The sequence below is a fragment of the Bradyrhizobium oligotrophicum genome (assembly GCF_051168495.1).
GTDB lineage: Bacteria > Pseudomonadota > Alphaproteobacteria > Rhizobiales > Xanthobacteraceae > Bradyrhizobium > Bradyrhizobium oligotrophicum_A.
The window spans coordinates 12,609-26,128 of sequence record NZ_JBNPVB010000022.1; the positions used below are offsets into that span (position 1 = coordinate 12,609).

Consider the following 13,520-nt stretch of genomic DNA (forward strand, 5'->3'; position numbering starts at 1 on the left):
GTCACACTCCGGAGACTTTGACGGCCCGATTGGGCTCGAGACGCACGGTTTTCTGGCGCTGCAGATAGCTCGACACGACCTCCCAGATCGGCGGCCCCTGCGTGCCTTCATTGACGCTGGCCCAGCCGGCGACCTGATATTCACGCGCCGGGTCGATCGCGGCGCCGGTCTTGATCAGGCGCATGTCGGAGATGCGCTGCCCCTGCGGCTTGTTGACGTCGATCGCGTAGGACATGCCGCCGATGCGGACCATGTCGCCGCCCTGCTGGTAGTACGGGTCGACGTTGAACAGATTGTCGGCGACGTCCTCGATGATCTCCTTGAGGCGCGTGCCGGTCATGCCCATGCGGTAGACCGCGGGATAGGTGATCGCGGTGGCATTGGTGACGTCCTCGAAGGTGATGTCCTGGCCCGGCATCACGCTGGTGCCCCAGCGGAACCCCGGCGACAGCGCGATCTCCGCATCGCGCTCCTGCAGCAGCGCCTGGCAGATCAGGTCGTCGAACGTGCCGTTGAAATTGCCGCGGCGGTACAGCAGCGTTTCGGTTCGTCCCAGTGAGCGGCCGAGATCGGCGGCAAACGGCTTGCGCACCTCGGCGATCTTGGCCGCCATCGCCGGATCCGGCGTGATCACGTCGGAGAACAACGGGATCAGCTTGTAGCGATAGCCCTTGACCTCGCCGTCCTTGACGTCGAGATCGAGCCGCGACACGAACTTGCCGGAGGAGCCGGACGCGATCAGCAGCGTCTTGCCGACCTTCACGGCCTCGGGCAACGCATCATGGGTGTGCCCGGTCAGAATGACGTCGAGACCCTTGACCCGGCTGGCCAGCTTGCGGTCGACGTCGAAGCCGTTGTGCGACAGCAGCACCACGAGGCCGGCGCCATCCTTGCGCGCCTTGTCGACCTGCGTCTGCACGTCCTCCTCGCGAACGCCGAACGACCAGTTCGGGATCATCCAGCGCGGATTCGCGACGGGCGTGTACGGAAAGGCCTGGCCGAGCACCGCGATCTTGACGCCGCCGCGCTCGATCATCGTCGAGGGCTCGAACGCCGGCTCGTTCCACTCGGTGTCGCGGATGTTGAGGCCAAGGAAGGGGAAGCCGAGCGCATCCACCGCCTGCTTGACGCGCTCGGTGCCGTAGGTGAACTCCCAATGCCCGGTCATCGCATCCGGCTTCAGCAGCGCCATGCAGTCGATCATGTCCTGGCCGCGGGTCTTCAACGACGACCATGATCCCTGCCACGTATCACCGCCATCGAGCAGGATCACCTTGTCGCAGCGCTCGGCGCGGATCGCCTTGATGACGGTGGCGGCACGGTCGAGCCCGCCGATTCGGCCGTAGGTCTTGGCCAGCGCCTCGAAATCCTCCGACGTCAGCGCGTAGGCGGACGACGAGCCCGGCGCGATGCCGAACCGGGTGAGGAAGTCCTTGCCGGTGATATGCGGCGGCTGGCCCTTGGCGTCGCCGACGCCGAGATTGGTCGACGGCTCGCGGAAATACAGCGGCATCAGCTGGCCGTGGATGTCGGTGACATGCACCAGCGTGACATTGCCGACCGGCTCGAAGGCCAAAAGCTCCTTCTCGGTCAGCTTCTGCTGCGCAAAAGCCCGGGACGTGCCACCCGTCAAGGCAGCCGCCGCCAATGCGACCTGAACGAATTCGCGACGCGATATCATGATGTCTATCCTTGTGTCCGCTAGTTGCGGACCGACGGTGTCTCGACGGGCAGGCCGATGCCACGCCAGGCGACGTAGAGCTCGAGCGCCAGGAACTCATCCGACAGCGGCTTATAGGGCACGCCGCGCACGTCGAACATGCAGCCTTCGAAGCGCTCGTGCAGCGGAATCAGGCGCTGATCGCGCAGCCGGTAGGTCGGAAAGCCGTTGGTCTGGCCCTGGCTGAGAAAATCGGCGCGCATGAACTTGCCGTTGTTCTTTTCATGGCAGGAGGCGCAGGCGAGATCGAGCTGGCCGACCCTGGTATAGTAGATCTCCTTGCCCTTCTCGAACCAGGGCGACATCGGACCATCGGTCTTCACCGCCACCGGCATGCCGCGCGACTGGAAGCGGACGAAGGTCGTCATGTCCGTCAGCTCCTTGGACTTGAACGCCCAGGGCTGCGCCTTCATGTGCTCGCTGCGGCAGATGTTGATCTGCTGCTCGAGATTGACCGGCTTGTTGAGCTTCTCGCTCCATTTGGGCATGGCAGCACCAACGCCCTTCATCGTCGTCTCGGCCTCGCCATGGCAGCTCATGCACGATTTGCCTTCGCTGCCGTCGACCGTCTTCCACATGTCGGCGGCCCGCTCCACCGCGAGGAAGCCCGGGTTCTCCAGGTCATCGTCCTGGAGAGCGCGCGTTTCCTTGGTGCGGAACTGATAGCCCGAGATGATGGTCTTGAAGACGTGGCCGGGAGGCGCCGGAATGCCCTTCCGTTCCGCCTCCTGGCCGAACACCGCGATGGCCGAGAGGGTCAGCGCGGCCGTGGCCAGGACAGCGAGAGAACCGTAGCGAATGGACATCCGTCACTCCCCGTAGCGATCACACGCGGCCGGTCAGACCTTCAACGCGATCTTTTCCTCGGCCGCCACCACCGAGCCGTCATCATCCGTCCAGGCGAACTTGAAGGTGCCTTCCTCGTCGACCTTCGCGTCGAACTGGATGTACGGATTGGCGGAGATCGCCGGCTCCAGCACGCAGGAGAACACCGGCTTGCCGTTGAACTCGCAGGCGAACTTGTTGATGATCTTACGTGGGATCGGCTTGCCCTGCGCATCCTTGCGCTGGCCCGATTCCATCAGATGCGAGACCAGCGTCTTGATCTGGATGATCTCGCCCTTCTTGGCTTCCTTCGGAAGCTTGATCCGCGGCTTGTCTGCCATGTCTTCTCTCCCCTGCCTCAGCCGCCGCAGCCGCCGATGGTGACCTTGACGGTCTTGCGCTCGGTGAACATCGAGCCGTCGCTCATCTTGGCGACCGCGATCACGTTCTGGGTCTGCGCCAGACGGATCCGGATCGACGCCTCGGCCTTGCCGGACATCGGCGTGAACATCAGCGTCGCGACGCCGGCGTTCGGATTGCCGTCGGCCACGAACAGCACTTCCTTGACGTAGTTGTCAGCCGTCATCGGGCTTTCGACCGTGAGCGCGAGCGGCACGGTGTTGCCGTTCTCGGCGATCTCAGGCAGATCGAGCGTGATCTTACCCTTCGTGGCTTCCTTGCCGCCGGTGAACTTCTTGATCAGCTCGGCCGCGTCATTGCTTGGCTCGGCGTTGGCGGCCATCGGCAGCACCGTCAAGGCGACGAAGCCGCCGCCGAGAAGGAATGCCTGTCGTCTGTTGATTGCGCCCATGCATCATCCTCCAGAGGCGGTTATTTCAATGTTTCGAGATAGGCCACGACATCCTCGACCTGCGCGGCGGTGAGAACCGGCTTGCCGGCAAACTCGGGACGCAAGCGATTGAGGCCGTCGTTCTTGTAGAAGGCGGGCATCACCGTATCGGTGAAGATCCGCTTGGGATCGGCGACGATCAGGCGCAGCTGCGCCGTGTTGTAGCGGGTCGCGACGCCGTCGAGCGATGGACCGAACTCGCCGTGAAACTCCTCGGACTTCAGAGAAGACACCTGATGGCAGGCGAGACAATTGCCCAGCGTCCGGGTCAGAAACACCTTCTTGCCGGCTTCGGCACTGCCCGGCGCGCCCGTCAGGGATTTTGGAATCGCATAGTCGACGACATCGAGCCTGATCGGCTCGTCACCTCGCGCGGTTGCCGAGAGCAACGCGCAGAACAAGGCGGCCGGAATCAAACGGCGCATGTTTCCACCCTGACCGACGAGGCTTCCCCTCGCCCGCTGATGCAACGGACTTACGGCCCGTCATATTCACGAATTATGATTTGATAATGTGATTGAAGTCAACGGAAATCGATGCGGCGGTGCACTCAACCTCTGGAGGCGGCGAGATAGTCGCGAAACGTGCCGCGCTCATAGGCCTTGTCGCGCACGAAACGGAACATCGCCAGGAAATGAGGCGGCTTGAGATAGCCCGGCGCCCGCGCAACCTCGCGCGCGAGCGGCTCCTTGGCGGCGACGCCGTCCGCAGACGGCGGAAAGAACTGGAAGGTCGGCGTGAACCTGATGGCGTAGCGCTCGGCGAGCTCCTTCTCGGTGAGCTCCTTGCCGTCGAAATCGGTGACCTTGCGGGCGCCTAGCAGATTGAGCTGCAGCACCTCGAAATTCGCGCGGATGTAGTCGGTGATGAGGGGATCAGCGAAATTCACCAGATGCGTCTCGCGGCAATAGGGACAACCGCGCAGCTCCCACATGATCGCAAGCCGTTTGCCTTCCGATGCAGCGCTGTCGAGATCTTCGCGGAGATCGAGGAAGCTGTTGAGGAACCACGACTGATGATAGAGCCCGTCGTCGCCGAGCACGGCATCGGCGCGCGCCAGCGTCGGCATGGCACCGAGGACAGCAGCGGCAGGTACCATGGCAACCAGTTCGCGCCGCGACATCATCGGGTTCGAAGTCATGAGCCTGCCCGCGCTTTGCCAAATCTCTCGAAGTTCGATACACCATATTCGAATAATAGAATGTGAAAAGGACATTCGATGCTGCGCCGCGCCATCATCCTGTCCCTCGCGCTGTCGTGTCTCGCCTCAAGCGTCGATCTGCAGGCCGCCGAGAAAGCGGACATCGCGGCGATGATGCCGGCGGCAATGGCCAGCCTGCGCGCGGCTGCGAGCTATGCGCGGACCGGCAACATCGGCCTTGCGCAGATCGAACTCGACGATGCCCGTCGGGCCTGGGCAAGGCTCGGCGATCTGACCGAGCGCGCGGCGCCCTCCCATTTGGACAAGTCGCTGTCGGTGCTGATCGCCAGCGGCAATGATCACCTGAGCAAGGCCGACGCGGCGCTGACATCCGGCGACGGCGCTCGCGCTGCGGCGGACATCGCCGCGCTGCGCCAGTCGATCCACGCCCTGAGGCGCGATGCGGGCGTCATCGAGCTCAGCGACTGCGTATTCGAACTCGTTCCCGTCATGAATATCTTGCGCGACGCCGCGGCACGGTTCGCCGCGACCAAGGCAGGACCTGGTGAGGTCGTCGAGGCCGGCGCCGCCCTGCGCGCGCAGTTGCAGCGCTGCAACGGCTTCGCCACGCCTGACGTTGCAAACCAGGCCGAGTTCCGCCGCCTGATCGATGGCGCCACTGCGAGCGCCCAGGAGATCGGCCGCGCCGCTCGCGAGGGCGATGCCGGTCTCGTGCATCGCTACGAGATCGAGCTGCAGTCCTTCGTCAACCTGCTCGACTTCCGCTATGGCTGATCACCCGATAGTGGCGAGCGATGGAAAGCGCTCGAAGATCCATTGCGACATCTCCGGAATGACACCGGCGAGAAAGGCAGCGCCGGTAAGGATGAGAAAGCCGCCCATCGTCTTCTCGACCAATGGCAGATGCGGCTTGATCCCCTTCAGCATCGTCATGAACTGTCCGGTGAAGGCGGCCGCGATCAGGAACGGGATTCCCGTGCCAACCGAATAGGCCGCGAGCAGCAGCGCGCCCTTCCCCACGGTCGCCTCCGCGCCGGCCATCATCAGCACGGCGGCGAGCACCGGCCCCGCGCACGGCGTCCAGCCGAAGGCGAAGGCGAGCCCCATCAAGAAGGCGCCGAGCAGGCCGGCGGGCTTGCGCCCGACGTCGATCGTCGCGCTCCGGTACAGCAAGGGAATCCTGAGCACCCCGAGAAAATGCAGCCCCATTGCGATGATAACGAGCCCGGCGACGATGCCGAGCTGGCCGAGATGACCGGCGATGAAGCGCCCGAAGACGGACGCTGTCGCCCCGAGGCCGATGAACACCAGCGAGAAGCCGGCGACGAAGCACAGCGCCGTCAGCACCGTCCGCCGCCGCTGGACCATGCTGCCCTCGGTGATGGTATCGGCCGCCGAGACGCCGGCCATGTAGCACAGGAACGGCGGGACGAGCGGCAGAATGCAGGGTGACAGGAACGACAGGAGGCCGGCGGCAAGCGCAGCGCCGAGCGTGACGTCGAGATCCATCTCACCTCCCCCTTGACCAGTGCTGCGGCCCCATCTGCATGGCAGGCTTCGGAATTCACGCACTGGTACATATTCGAATTTAATGATAGAATGGCCGGCAAGTCCAGAGAGGATGGCGGCATGGCGGGTCCAATCACCAATCGCAGGCTCGCAACCGTGGCATCGGCGGCGGTCTCCCTGCTGTGCCTGTTGTCGCCGGCCCTCGCCTCCGAGCTCGTGATGTTCGAGCGCCCCGGCTGCGGCTGGTGCGCCCGGTTCAACGCCGAGATCGCGCCGATCTATGCCAAGACCGACGAGGGCCGCGCCCTTCCCCTGCGGCGGGTCGACCTCACCCAGAAGCTGCCGGCGGATCTCGCCGGCATCGACCCCGGCGCCTTCACGCCGACCTTCGTAGTGCTCGACCAGGGCCGCGAGATCGGCCGGATCCGCGGCTATCCGGGCGACGCGTTCTTCTTTGGGCTGCTCGGCCGCATCATCAATGCTACAAGCGGAACGCCTGCCCGCTCCTGACCGACAATCGAGGACCCCAAATCCATGCCGCTGCCGAAGTTGAAGGACATCGAAACCTCCGCCGAGCTCGAGCAGATGATCGAGAAGGCGCGCGAGGCCAGCGAGATGCTGAAGGCGCTGTCCCACGAGTCCCGGCTGCTGCTGCTGTGCATCCTCTCCGAAGGCGAAAAATCCGTCACCGAGCTCGAGCAGTTCCTCGGCGAGCGACAGTCGACGGTGTCGCAGCAGCTCGCCCGTCTCCGGCTCGACCGGCTGGTCACGACACGGCGCGACGGCAAGACGATCTATTACAGTCTCGCCAGCGAGGACGTGCGCAAGATCCTGACGGCGATCTATGACGTCTTCTGCGAGCCGGTCCGCAAGCGCCGCCGCTGAACGGCGCTCTGCGCCGCGACATCGTCGGCCGCGCCGGCGAAGCAAGGGGACGCAAACGCCGGTAACGGACTGCGCAAGAGTTCTGGCTTCGCCAACGATCCTGGCGCACAATCGGCCGGACAAGAACAAGGACATCGGGGAGGCATGCTCAGTCCGTCAGCAATGACGTTCCTATGCGGGCTGCTGGCGGGCGCCGTGCTCGGAGTCGCCGGCCGTGCGGGTCGTTTCTGTACCCTCGCGATGCTCGAGGACGCATTCTTCGGCGCCGATACGCGGCGGCTCAAATCGTTCGCGCTGGCCGCGGCCGTGGCGCTGGTCGCGACCCAGCTGCTTTCCAGCTTCGGCCTCGTCGATCTCTCCCGCTCGATCTACCTGACCGCCTCCATTCCGATCGGCGGTGCCATTCTCGGCGGTTTCCTGTTCGGGATCGGCATGGCGCTGGTCGGCACCTGCGGCTTCGGGACTCTGGTGCGCATCGGCGGCGGTGACCTGCGCGCGATCGTCGTCTTTCTCGTGCTCGGCGTCTCGGCGCTGGCGGCGATGCGTGGCCTCACTGGATTCGTGCGCGTCGGTTTGATCGAGCCACTGTCGGTGCGTCTGCCGGAGGCGATGAACCAGGGCATGGACACACTGCTATCCGCGGCCATCGGCTCCTACGGGCGACCTGTCATTGTCTCGCTCGTCGCCGTGACGCTTGCGGCCTGGGCCCTGGCTGATGGCCAGCTGATCAGATCGCCCCGCCTGCTGTTGTCGGGCCTCGCGGTCGGCGGCGCGGTCGCCTTCGGCTGGTTTGCAACCGGCTGGCTCGGCCATGATGATTTCGACCCTGAGCGGGTGGCCTCGCTCACCTTCGTCGCTCCGCTCGGCAACACCGTGCTCTACATCGCCACGCTCTCGGGCAGCCACGCCGACTTCGCGATCGGCTCGGTCGCCGGCGTCATCCTCGGCTCGTTCGTGGCGGCCATGTTCTCGCGCGTCTTCCGCTGGGAGGCCTGCGACGACGCACGCGAGCTGAAGCGTCACATGATCGGCGCGCTGCTGATGGGCACCGGCGGCATCATGTCGATGGGCTGCACCATCGGCCAGGGCCTGTCCGCCTTCTCGACGCTGGCGCTGTCAGCGCCACTGACGATGGTTGCGATCAGCTGCGGCGCGCGGCTGGGGTTGGAGTACACGATGACCGGCGAATGGCGCCCCGCCGTGCGCAATCTGTTGCGGATGTCGTCGTAGCGCCCGACCAGGCATGTGCCGCACGGATTTCGGCACTGGACTCTCATGGTGATGAGCGCCGTACTCCGTCGCCTGCCCCGCGACGGCTGCCCACGCGGCCGTCTCGAAACCATGAGGCGACCGCCGGGCCTGCCCCTTCGGGACTAGCTCTAGAACGTCGCCTTGCCGATCGAGGCGCCGCCGTCGACGTGGAGGGTCTGGCCGGTGATGAAGGCAGCCCCATCCGACAACAGGAAGGCGATCGCGGCGGCGATCTCCTCCGGCCGGCCGAACCGTTTCATCGGGACACCCGCGAGGTAACGACGTTCGCCGTCGCTGCCGGGCGGGTTGTTGGCGCGGAACAGTTCGGTCTCGGTCGGTCCCGGCGAGACCGCGTTGACCGTGATGCCCGTGGTCGCGAGTTCGAGCGCCCAGCTGCGGCTGAAGCTCACCAGCGCGGCCTTGGCCGCGGCATAGGCAGTGCGCTCGATCGAACCGAGCACCGTCAGGCTGGAGATGTTGACGATGCGTCCCCAGCCTCGCTCCATCATGCCTGGAAGCACGGCCTGCACGGCTTGCAGCGCCGGATGCAGATTGACCCGCATCACCTCGTCGAGCGCAGACAGCTCGACAGCGCCGAGCCGCTGCGGGCGGACCAGGCCGACATTGTTCACCACGCCGTCGACGCGGTGGCGGGCAACGAGCTCGCGCAGCGCCTCGGCGGTCGCGCGGGCATCCGCGAGGTCGACCGAGACGAGCGTGCCGGGGAAGTCCGCCGCCGCGCCGCGCGCGAGGCCTACGACCTCGTGCCCGTCCTGCGTCAGACGATCGGCGAGCGCCCGGCCGATGCCCTTGCTCGCGCCGGTGATGAGGAAAGTACGTGTCATGAGGACCTCGCGAGAACCATTGTCGATCGGGAGACGTGCGTGTTCGGCTAGGCGGCGATGGCAGACGCGCGGCGGAGTGCCGGCAGCATGTCCTCGGGCTCGGGCCGGCGCGTGTAGTCCGGGTTCACCTCCGCATAGAGGATCCTGCCGTCCCGCCCGATGACGTAGCGGGCGGGCATCGGCAGCGTCCAGCTCGGGTCGCCGTTGAACGCCGGCAGGTCGTTCTTCAGGCTCTTGTAGAGATCAACGAGATAGTCTGGCAACGCGAAGCGCAGGCCGAAGGCGGCGGCGACATCATTGCGGACGTCAGACAGGATCGGGAAACGCAGCTCGTTCTGACGCACCGATTTGCGGCTGTTGGCCGCCGTCTGCGGCGAGATCGCAACCAGGCTTGCGCCGAGTTCTTCGAACGCGGGCAGAGCCGCCTGCAGCGCCTGCAGCTCCATGTTGCAATAGGGGCACCAGACGCCGCGATAGAAGCTCACCACCAGCGGCCCTCTGGCAAGCAGATCCGCCGATGATACCGGCCGGCCCTCGGGATCGTTGAGCGTGAAGGCAGGCGCCGTATCGCCCGCCTTGAGCGCGCGCGCCGCCGCGCCGCTGGCGATCAGCTCCGCGGTGGCGCGGTGCATCGTCTCGATCACGGACGGCGGCACATTGTAGGACGGCTTGCCTGCTTCGAAATCGGCCTTGAAGGCATCGAGCTTGGACTGAAGGGTCATGGATGTATTCCTTGGATTGAGTTGGCAGAGTGGAGGGTGAGCGTTTCAGGGACGCGGCGGCAGCGGCGCCGTGCGACTATCGTTCATTCCACGTGGGAATAGCCTCGCGAGCGCCATCACTTAGACGGCAGGAACGAGCGCGTTGACACGCGCAATGGCCCGCTGAACGGCCGGCCGGCCTTCGATATCGGCGTACCAGCGCCGAACGTTGGGCGTGCCCTCGAGACTGACACCGGCAAATTCGCGCCGCCACAGCCAGCCGAAATGGGCAATGTCGGCGATCGTCAGCGCCTCGCCGGCGACGAAGCGGTGCCGGGCGAGGACGCCATCGAGGATCGAGACCGTGCGGCTGGCCTCGCTCGAGAAGCGCTCGATCGCGATCGGCTGCGGCTCGGCCGCGAAGCGCTGGAAGAAGCCGGACTGGCCGAACGCCGGACTTAAGCCTGAGGCGTGGAAGAAGAGCTGCTCGAACACGCGCGCCCTGCCCTCGCCCGAAGCCGGCAACAGACGTCCGGTCTTCTCGGCGAGATAGACCAGGATGGCGGCAGACTCGGTCAGCACCAGATCGCCATCGACCAGCACCGGCACCTTGGCGTTCGGATTGAGCGCGAGAAAGTCGGGCGCCTTCTGCTCGCCCTTGCGGACGTTCACGCCGTGCAGCGCATAGTCGAGCCCGAGCTCCTCCAGCGCGATCGGCACCTTGACGCTGTTGGGCGTGGCGAAAGCATAGACGTCGAGCATGGGTCCTCTTCCTCTCGAATGTGGCCGCGGGCTGAAAGATCGCGCCGCCAGCACGATGGTGCCGCGGGCGGCTCCCGCTGATCCGATTGATCGGTCAGCACAGCGGATTGATGCGCCCTGGCCGCTCGACAGGGCAGCGGGCCATGAGCGATAACGCTCATTCCACGGAGGAATGACGTTGGACCGATATCAGGCGATGGCGACGTTCGTGCGGGTGGTGGAAACGGGCTCCTTCTCGGCCGCGGCGCGGCACCTCAATGTCGGCCAACCCGCCGTGTCGAAGACCATCGCGCAGCTCGAGGACAGGCTTCAGGTCAGCCTGCTGATCCGCTCGACGCACGGACTGACGCCGACCGAAGCCGGGCAGCGCTTCTACGAGCGGGCCAAGGCCGCGATCCAAGAGGCCGATGAGGCCGAGCTCGCCGCGCGTGGAGCGGGCGCCGGACTCTCCGGCTGCCTGCGCGTCTCCGCTGCAACGACGTTCGCGCGCTTGCACATCGTGCCGCTGCTGCCGCGCTTTCTCGACCGGCATCCCGAACTCGAGATCGACGTGATCCTCGACGACCGGGTGATCGACCTCGTGGCCGAAGGCATCGACGTCTCGCTGCGCATGGGCGCGCTGGCCGACTCGTCGGCGGTCGCGCGCAAGCTCGCGACCGGCAGACGCTCTGTCCTGGCCACCCCCTCCTATCTCGCGGGCGCGGGCGAGCCGCGGAGTCCCGCCGAACTCGCGGAGCACGAGGCGGTGATCTACAGTCAGCTTCCGAACGTCTGGTCGTTCACGCGCGACGGCGCCGAAGTCTCGGTTTCCGTGCATGGGCGCATCAAGGTGAGCGCGGCCGAGGGGCTGCGGGCTGCGGTGCTCGCGGACATGGGCCTGACCATCGCATCGGACTGGATGTTCAGCCCAGAGCTCGCCAGCGGCGCCGTGCGCCGCGTGCTGAACGACTGGAGCCTGCCGCCGCTCGATCTCTGGGCGGTGTTCCCCGCCGGCCGCCTCGCAAGCGCCAAGGCGCGCGAATTCGCACGGTTCGTCGAGGCCGCGTTGGCCGAAGGCTCTCCTGGCGCTGCGTAAAGCGCCCAGTGACACTCGCGCCCGTACGCAATCATCGAGGCACTTCGAAGATCGGCGCGCCCGTACGGACGCGTACCAAGAACCGTCGCGCCTTTGCGTCGACATGCTTGCTGGAGTGTTGAAGGCGGTGAACGCCAACGATCCGCCCCTTCGGCACGTCGATCGTCGGCAGGCTCGACGGAGTTCCTCGATGAGCAAGCGACGCAAGCGCACCTCCCCGACCTCATCGCTTCGGGAGCGGCTGCTGGAGTTCGCTGCGCAGGCCCATGCTGCAGCGAAGACGTTGCCGGCCGGGACTGCACGCCGCGACCTGCTGAAGAAAGCTTCCGCAAGCGCGACGGCTGCGGAGATCGATCGTTGGCTTTCACTCTCCGATGGCAACAGCGCGCAGCGACCGGCTCGTCCTTCGACATCCAGTCCGGTACCGCACCAAGCCGAGGGCCATGATTCATTCTCCGCCGAACAGGGCCCTCTCCGCGATCAGGCGTCATAGCACAGACCAGAAGCAGTCAGGCCCGGCGGGCCGCGTCGAGCCTGTATCGATTCGTACCCACGACGAAGACAGGAGGCGAAAGATGCGCAGTGTTGGCTTGGCGCTATCCCTTTCCGGCATTTTGGCAATCACGCAGGTCACCTGCGCCACTGCGGCCCCGCTGACGTCGCTGTCCGCAGCTGCCAAACCTCTCGAACGAGCTTCCAGCATGCGAAGCGACGTGACGGAAGTCCGTTGGCGTGGCGGCTGGGGCATTGGAGCCGGTCTTCTCGCCGACGCGCTCATCGGCTCCGCCTTTGCCGCTCCCTATTACTACGAGCCGTATCCAACTTACTATGGCTACGGTTACTCGTACGGGCCAGCCTACTACCCCCGCTACACCTACCGACCTTACTGGGGCGGATATGGGTGGGGTGGCGGCCCTCGCTTCTACACCACTTACGGCTACGGCGCCGCTCCCTGGGGCTACACGATCCGGCCGCATTGGCGAAACAGCTATGGCTGGCAGCCGCGGCCATGGCGGCGTCACCACCACGGCGTCATTCGCGCGCACCATCGTTGGTAGGCGACGCGGTCGATACGAGCGGCGCTGCTCGCTGATCGCTGCGCCCTCGCCACCAGCTCTCATCGTCCCGGCAGCGCATCCAGCAAGAGGTGTGCTTCCGGACCGCCCGCCGATTCGCGAAGGACTGGTGGCCTTCCGCCATGCGACTCGGCGCCTCGCATCAGGTGCCTTCGCAGCCAACGTCCGCAGCGGCTCCGCAGTTGGTACGCGCGCGTACCAACTCTCACGTACGAGGATCCGGCACGGCGGGAACATCACTCCGGAACCAGACTGCCCACTCAAGCGTCCGTGAGAGTTCTTGATCCGCGGTCGATCTTGCACCAATCTGCGGGCCACCGAGATCTCGACGCTTCATGCCCATACAGCCCCTGGCCAAGACCATTCAGGATTTCATCCTGAAGCACATTCACACTGTCGCCCAGGTCGGCTGGATCAACGCCAAGCCCATCCGGCTGGTCATTCGTCACCACGAACCCGATGAGGTGTTCGAGCTGTTCAGGGCCGCCGACATCTGCGTCGTCTCGAGCCTGCATGACGGCATGAACCTGGTCGCGAAGGAATTCGTCGCCGCGCGCGACGACGAACAGGGCCTGCTGATCCTGTCAACCTTCGCCGGCGCCTCGCGCGAATTGTCCGAGGCCCTGCTCGTCAATCCCTACGATACACACGGCATGGCGGACGCCTTGCAGCATGCGATGCAGATGTCCCCGTCCGAACAGCGCAACCGCATGCGGCTGATGCGAGAGCTGATCCGGGAACGCAACGTGTATCGGTGGGCGGCGCAGATGCTGCTCGACGCATCGCATATCCGGCAGCGCCAGCGTATCGGCTCGGTCGAGCCGGAGTCACAGCGACGGTCGGCCTAGATCATCTCGGC

At 65.5% G+C, this 13,520-nt stretch carries 17 protein-coding genes and 1 pseudogene; 8 read left to right on the forward strand and 10 right to left on the reverse strand.

Annotated elements, in window-relative coordinates; genetic code table 11:
- Position 1 precedes the first annotated feature (1 nt).
- The 6 genes from soxB to ACQR1B_RS30600 form a co-directional block, all read right to left on the reverse strand.
- Complete coding sequence (soxB, locus tag ACQR1B_RS30575; RefSeq protein ID WP_434836558.1) at positions 2 to 1,681, reverse strand: thiosulfohydrolase SoxB; 1,680 nt, start codon at positions 1,679 to 1,681, stop codon at positions 2 to 4.
- 20 nt (positions 1,682 to 1,701) lie between these two features.
- Positions 1,702 to 2,526, reverse strand: a complete 825-nt coding sequence (soxA, locus tag ACQR1B_RS30580; protein ID WP_434836557.1) for a sulfur oxidation c-type cytochrome SoxA — start codon at positions 2,524 to 2,526, stop codon at positions 1,702 to 1,704.
- A gap of 33 nt (positions 2,527 to 2,559) precedes the next feature.
- Positions 2,560 to 2,886, reverse strand: coding sequence for a thiosulfate oxidation carrier complex protein SoxZ (soxZ, locus tag ACQR1B_RS30585; protein WP_434836556.1), 327 nt, complete (start codon positions 2,884 to 2,886; stop codon positions 2,560 to 2,562).
- Between the two features lie 17 nt (positions 2,887 to 2,903).
- Complete coding sequence (gene soxY / locus ACQR1B_RS30590) at positions 2,904 to 3,356, reverse strand: thiosulfate oxidation carrier protein SoxY (protein ID WP_434836555.1); 453 nt, start codon at positions 3,354 to 3,356, stop codon at positions 2,904 to 2,906.
- A gap of 20 nt (positions 3,357 to 3,376) precedes the next feature.
- Positions 3,377 to 3,820 (reverse strand): sulfur oxidation c-type cytochrome SoxX, encoded by a 444-nt coding sequence (gene soxX, locus ACQR1B_RS30595; protein ID WP_434836554.1) that lies wholly within the window; start codon positions 3,818 to 3,820, stop codon positions 3,377 to 3,379.
- A 125-nt stretch (positions 3,821 to 3,945) separates the two neighbouring features.
- On the reverse strand, positions 3,946 to 4,494 hold the full coding sequence (locus tag ACQR1B_RS30600) for a SoxW family protein (protein WP_434836573.1): 549 nt from the start codon (positions 4,492 to 4,494) through the stop codon (positions 3,946 to 3,948).
- A gap of 120 nt (positions 4,495 to 4,614) precedes the next feature.
- Between ACQR1B_RS30600 and ACQR1B_RS30605 the strand changes: the two genes are divergently transcribed.
- The gene (locus tag ACQR1B_RS30605) at positions 4,615 to 5,331 is read left to right on the forward strand and encodes a hypothetical protein (protein ID WP_434836553.1); all 717 of its coding nucleotides are present in this window, start codon (positions 4,615 to 4,617) and stop codon (positions 5,329 to 5,331) included.
- On the opposite strand, the gene ACQR1B_RS30610 is transcribed toward ACQR1B_RS30605, so the two are convergent.
- Complete coding sequence (locus ACQR1B_RS30610) at positions 5,332 to 6,066, reverse strand: cytochrome c biogenesis CcdA family protein (RefSeq protein WP_434836552.1); 735 nt, start codon at positions 6,064 to 6,066, stop codon at positions 5,332 to 5,334.
- A 120-nt stretch (positions 6,067 to 6,186) separates the two neighbouring features.
- Between ACQR1B_RS30610 and ACQR1B_RS30615 the strand changes: the two genes are divergently transcribed.
- From ACQR1B_RS30615 to ACQR1B_RS30625, 3 genes are all read left to right on the forward strand, one after another.
- On the forward strand, positions 6,187 to 6,576 hold the full coding sequence (locus tag ACQR1B_RS30615) for a thioredoxin (RefSeq protein ID WP_434836551.1): 390 nt from the start codon (positions 6,187 to 6,189) through the stop codon (positions 6,574 to 6,576).
- 24 nt (positions 6,577 to 6,600) lie between these two features.
- Positions 6,601 to 6,951 carry an ArsR/SmtB family transcription factor gene (locus ACQR1B_RS30620; protein ID WP_008960790.1) on the forward strand — a complete coding sequence of 117 codons (351 nt, stop codon included), beginning with the start codon at positions 6,601 to 6,603 and terminating at the stop codon, positions 6,949 to 6,951.
- A gap of 144 nt (positions 6,952 to 7,095) precedes the next feature.
- A complete protein-coding gene (locus tag ACQR1B_RS30625) occupies positions 7,096 to 8,181 on the forward strand; it encodes a YeeE/YedE family protein (RefSeq protein ID WP_434836550.1) in 1,086 nt (361 codons plus the stop codon).
- Positions 8,182 to 8,330: 149 nt separating this feature from the next.
- On the opposite strand, the gene ACQR1B_RS30630 is transcribed toward ACQR1B_RS30625, so the two are convergent.
- The 3 genes from ACQR1B_RS30630 to ACQR1B_RS30640 all read right to left on the reverse strand — a co-directional run bounded on the left by ACQR1B_RS30630 (position 8,331) and on the right by ACQR1B_RS30640 (position 10,510).
- A complete protein-coding gene (locus ACQR1B_RS30630) occupies positions 8,331 to 9,047 on the reverse strand; it encodes an SDR family oxidoreductase (RefSeq protein WP_434836549.1) in 717 nt (238 codons plus the stop codon).
- 47 nt (positions 9,048 to 9,094) lie between these two features.
- Positions 9,095 to 9,769, reverse strand: coding sequence for a peroxiredoxin-like family protein (locus ACQR1B_RS30635; RefSeq protein WP_434836548.1), 675 nt, complete (start codon positions 9,767 to 9,769; stop codon positions 9,095 to 9,097).
- Between the two features lie 120 nt (positions 9,770 to 9,889).
- A complete protein-coding gene (locus tag ACQR1B_RS30640) occupies positions 9,890 to 10,510 on the reverse strand; it encodes a glutathione S-transferase family protein (RefSeq protein WP_434836547.1) in 621 nt (206 codons plus the stop codon).
- Between the two features lie 196 nt (positions 10,511 to 10,706).
- On the opposite strand from ACQR1B_RS30640, the gene ACQR1B_RS30645 reads away from it, so the two are divergent.
- The 4 genes and pseudogenes from ACQR1B_RS30645 to ACQR1B_RS30660 form a co-directional block, all read left to right on the forward strand.
- Positions 10,707 to 11,585, forward strand: coding sequence for a LysR family transcriptional regulator (locus ACQR1B_RS30645; RefSeq protein ID WP_434836546.1), 879 nt, complete (start codon positions 10,707 to 10,709; stop codon positions 11,583 to 11,585).
- Positions 11,586 to 11,775: 190 nt separating this feature from the next.
- Positions 11,776 to 12,078 carry a hypothetical protein gene (locus ACQR1B_RS30650; protein ID WP_434836545.1) on the forward strand — a complete coding sequence of 101 codons (303 nt, stop codon included), beginning with the start codon at positions 11,776 to 11,778 and terminating at the stop codon, positions 12,076 to 12,078.
- An 82-nt stretch (positions 12,079 to 12,160) separates the two neighbouring features.
- Complete coding sequence (locus ACQR1B_RS30655) at positions 12,161 to 12,643, forward strand: hypothetical protein (protein ID WP_434836544.1); 483 nt, start codon at positions 12,161 to 12,163, stop codon at positions 12,641 to 12,643.
- Positions 12,644 to 13,065: 422 nt separating this feature from the next.
- A pseudogene (locus ACQR1B_RS30660) lies at positions 13,066 to 13,509 on the forward strand (trehalose-6-phosphate synthase); the annotation flags it as partial.
- Positions 13,510 to 13,520 lie beyond the last annotated feature (11 nt).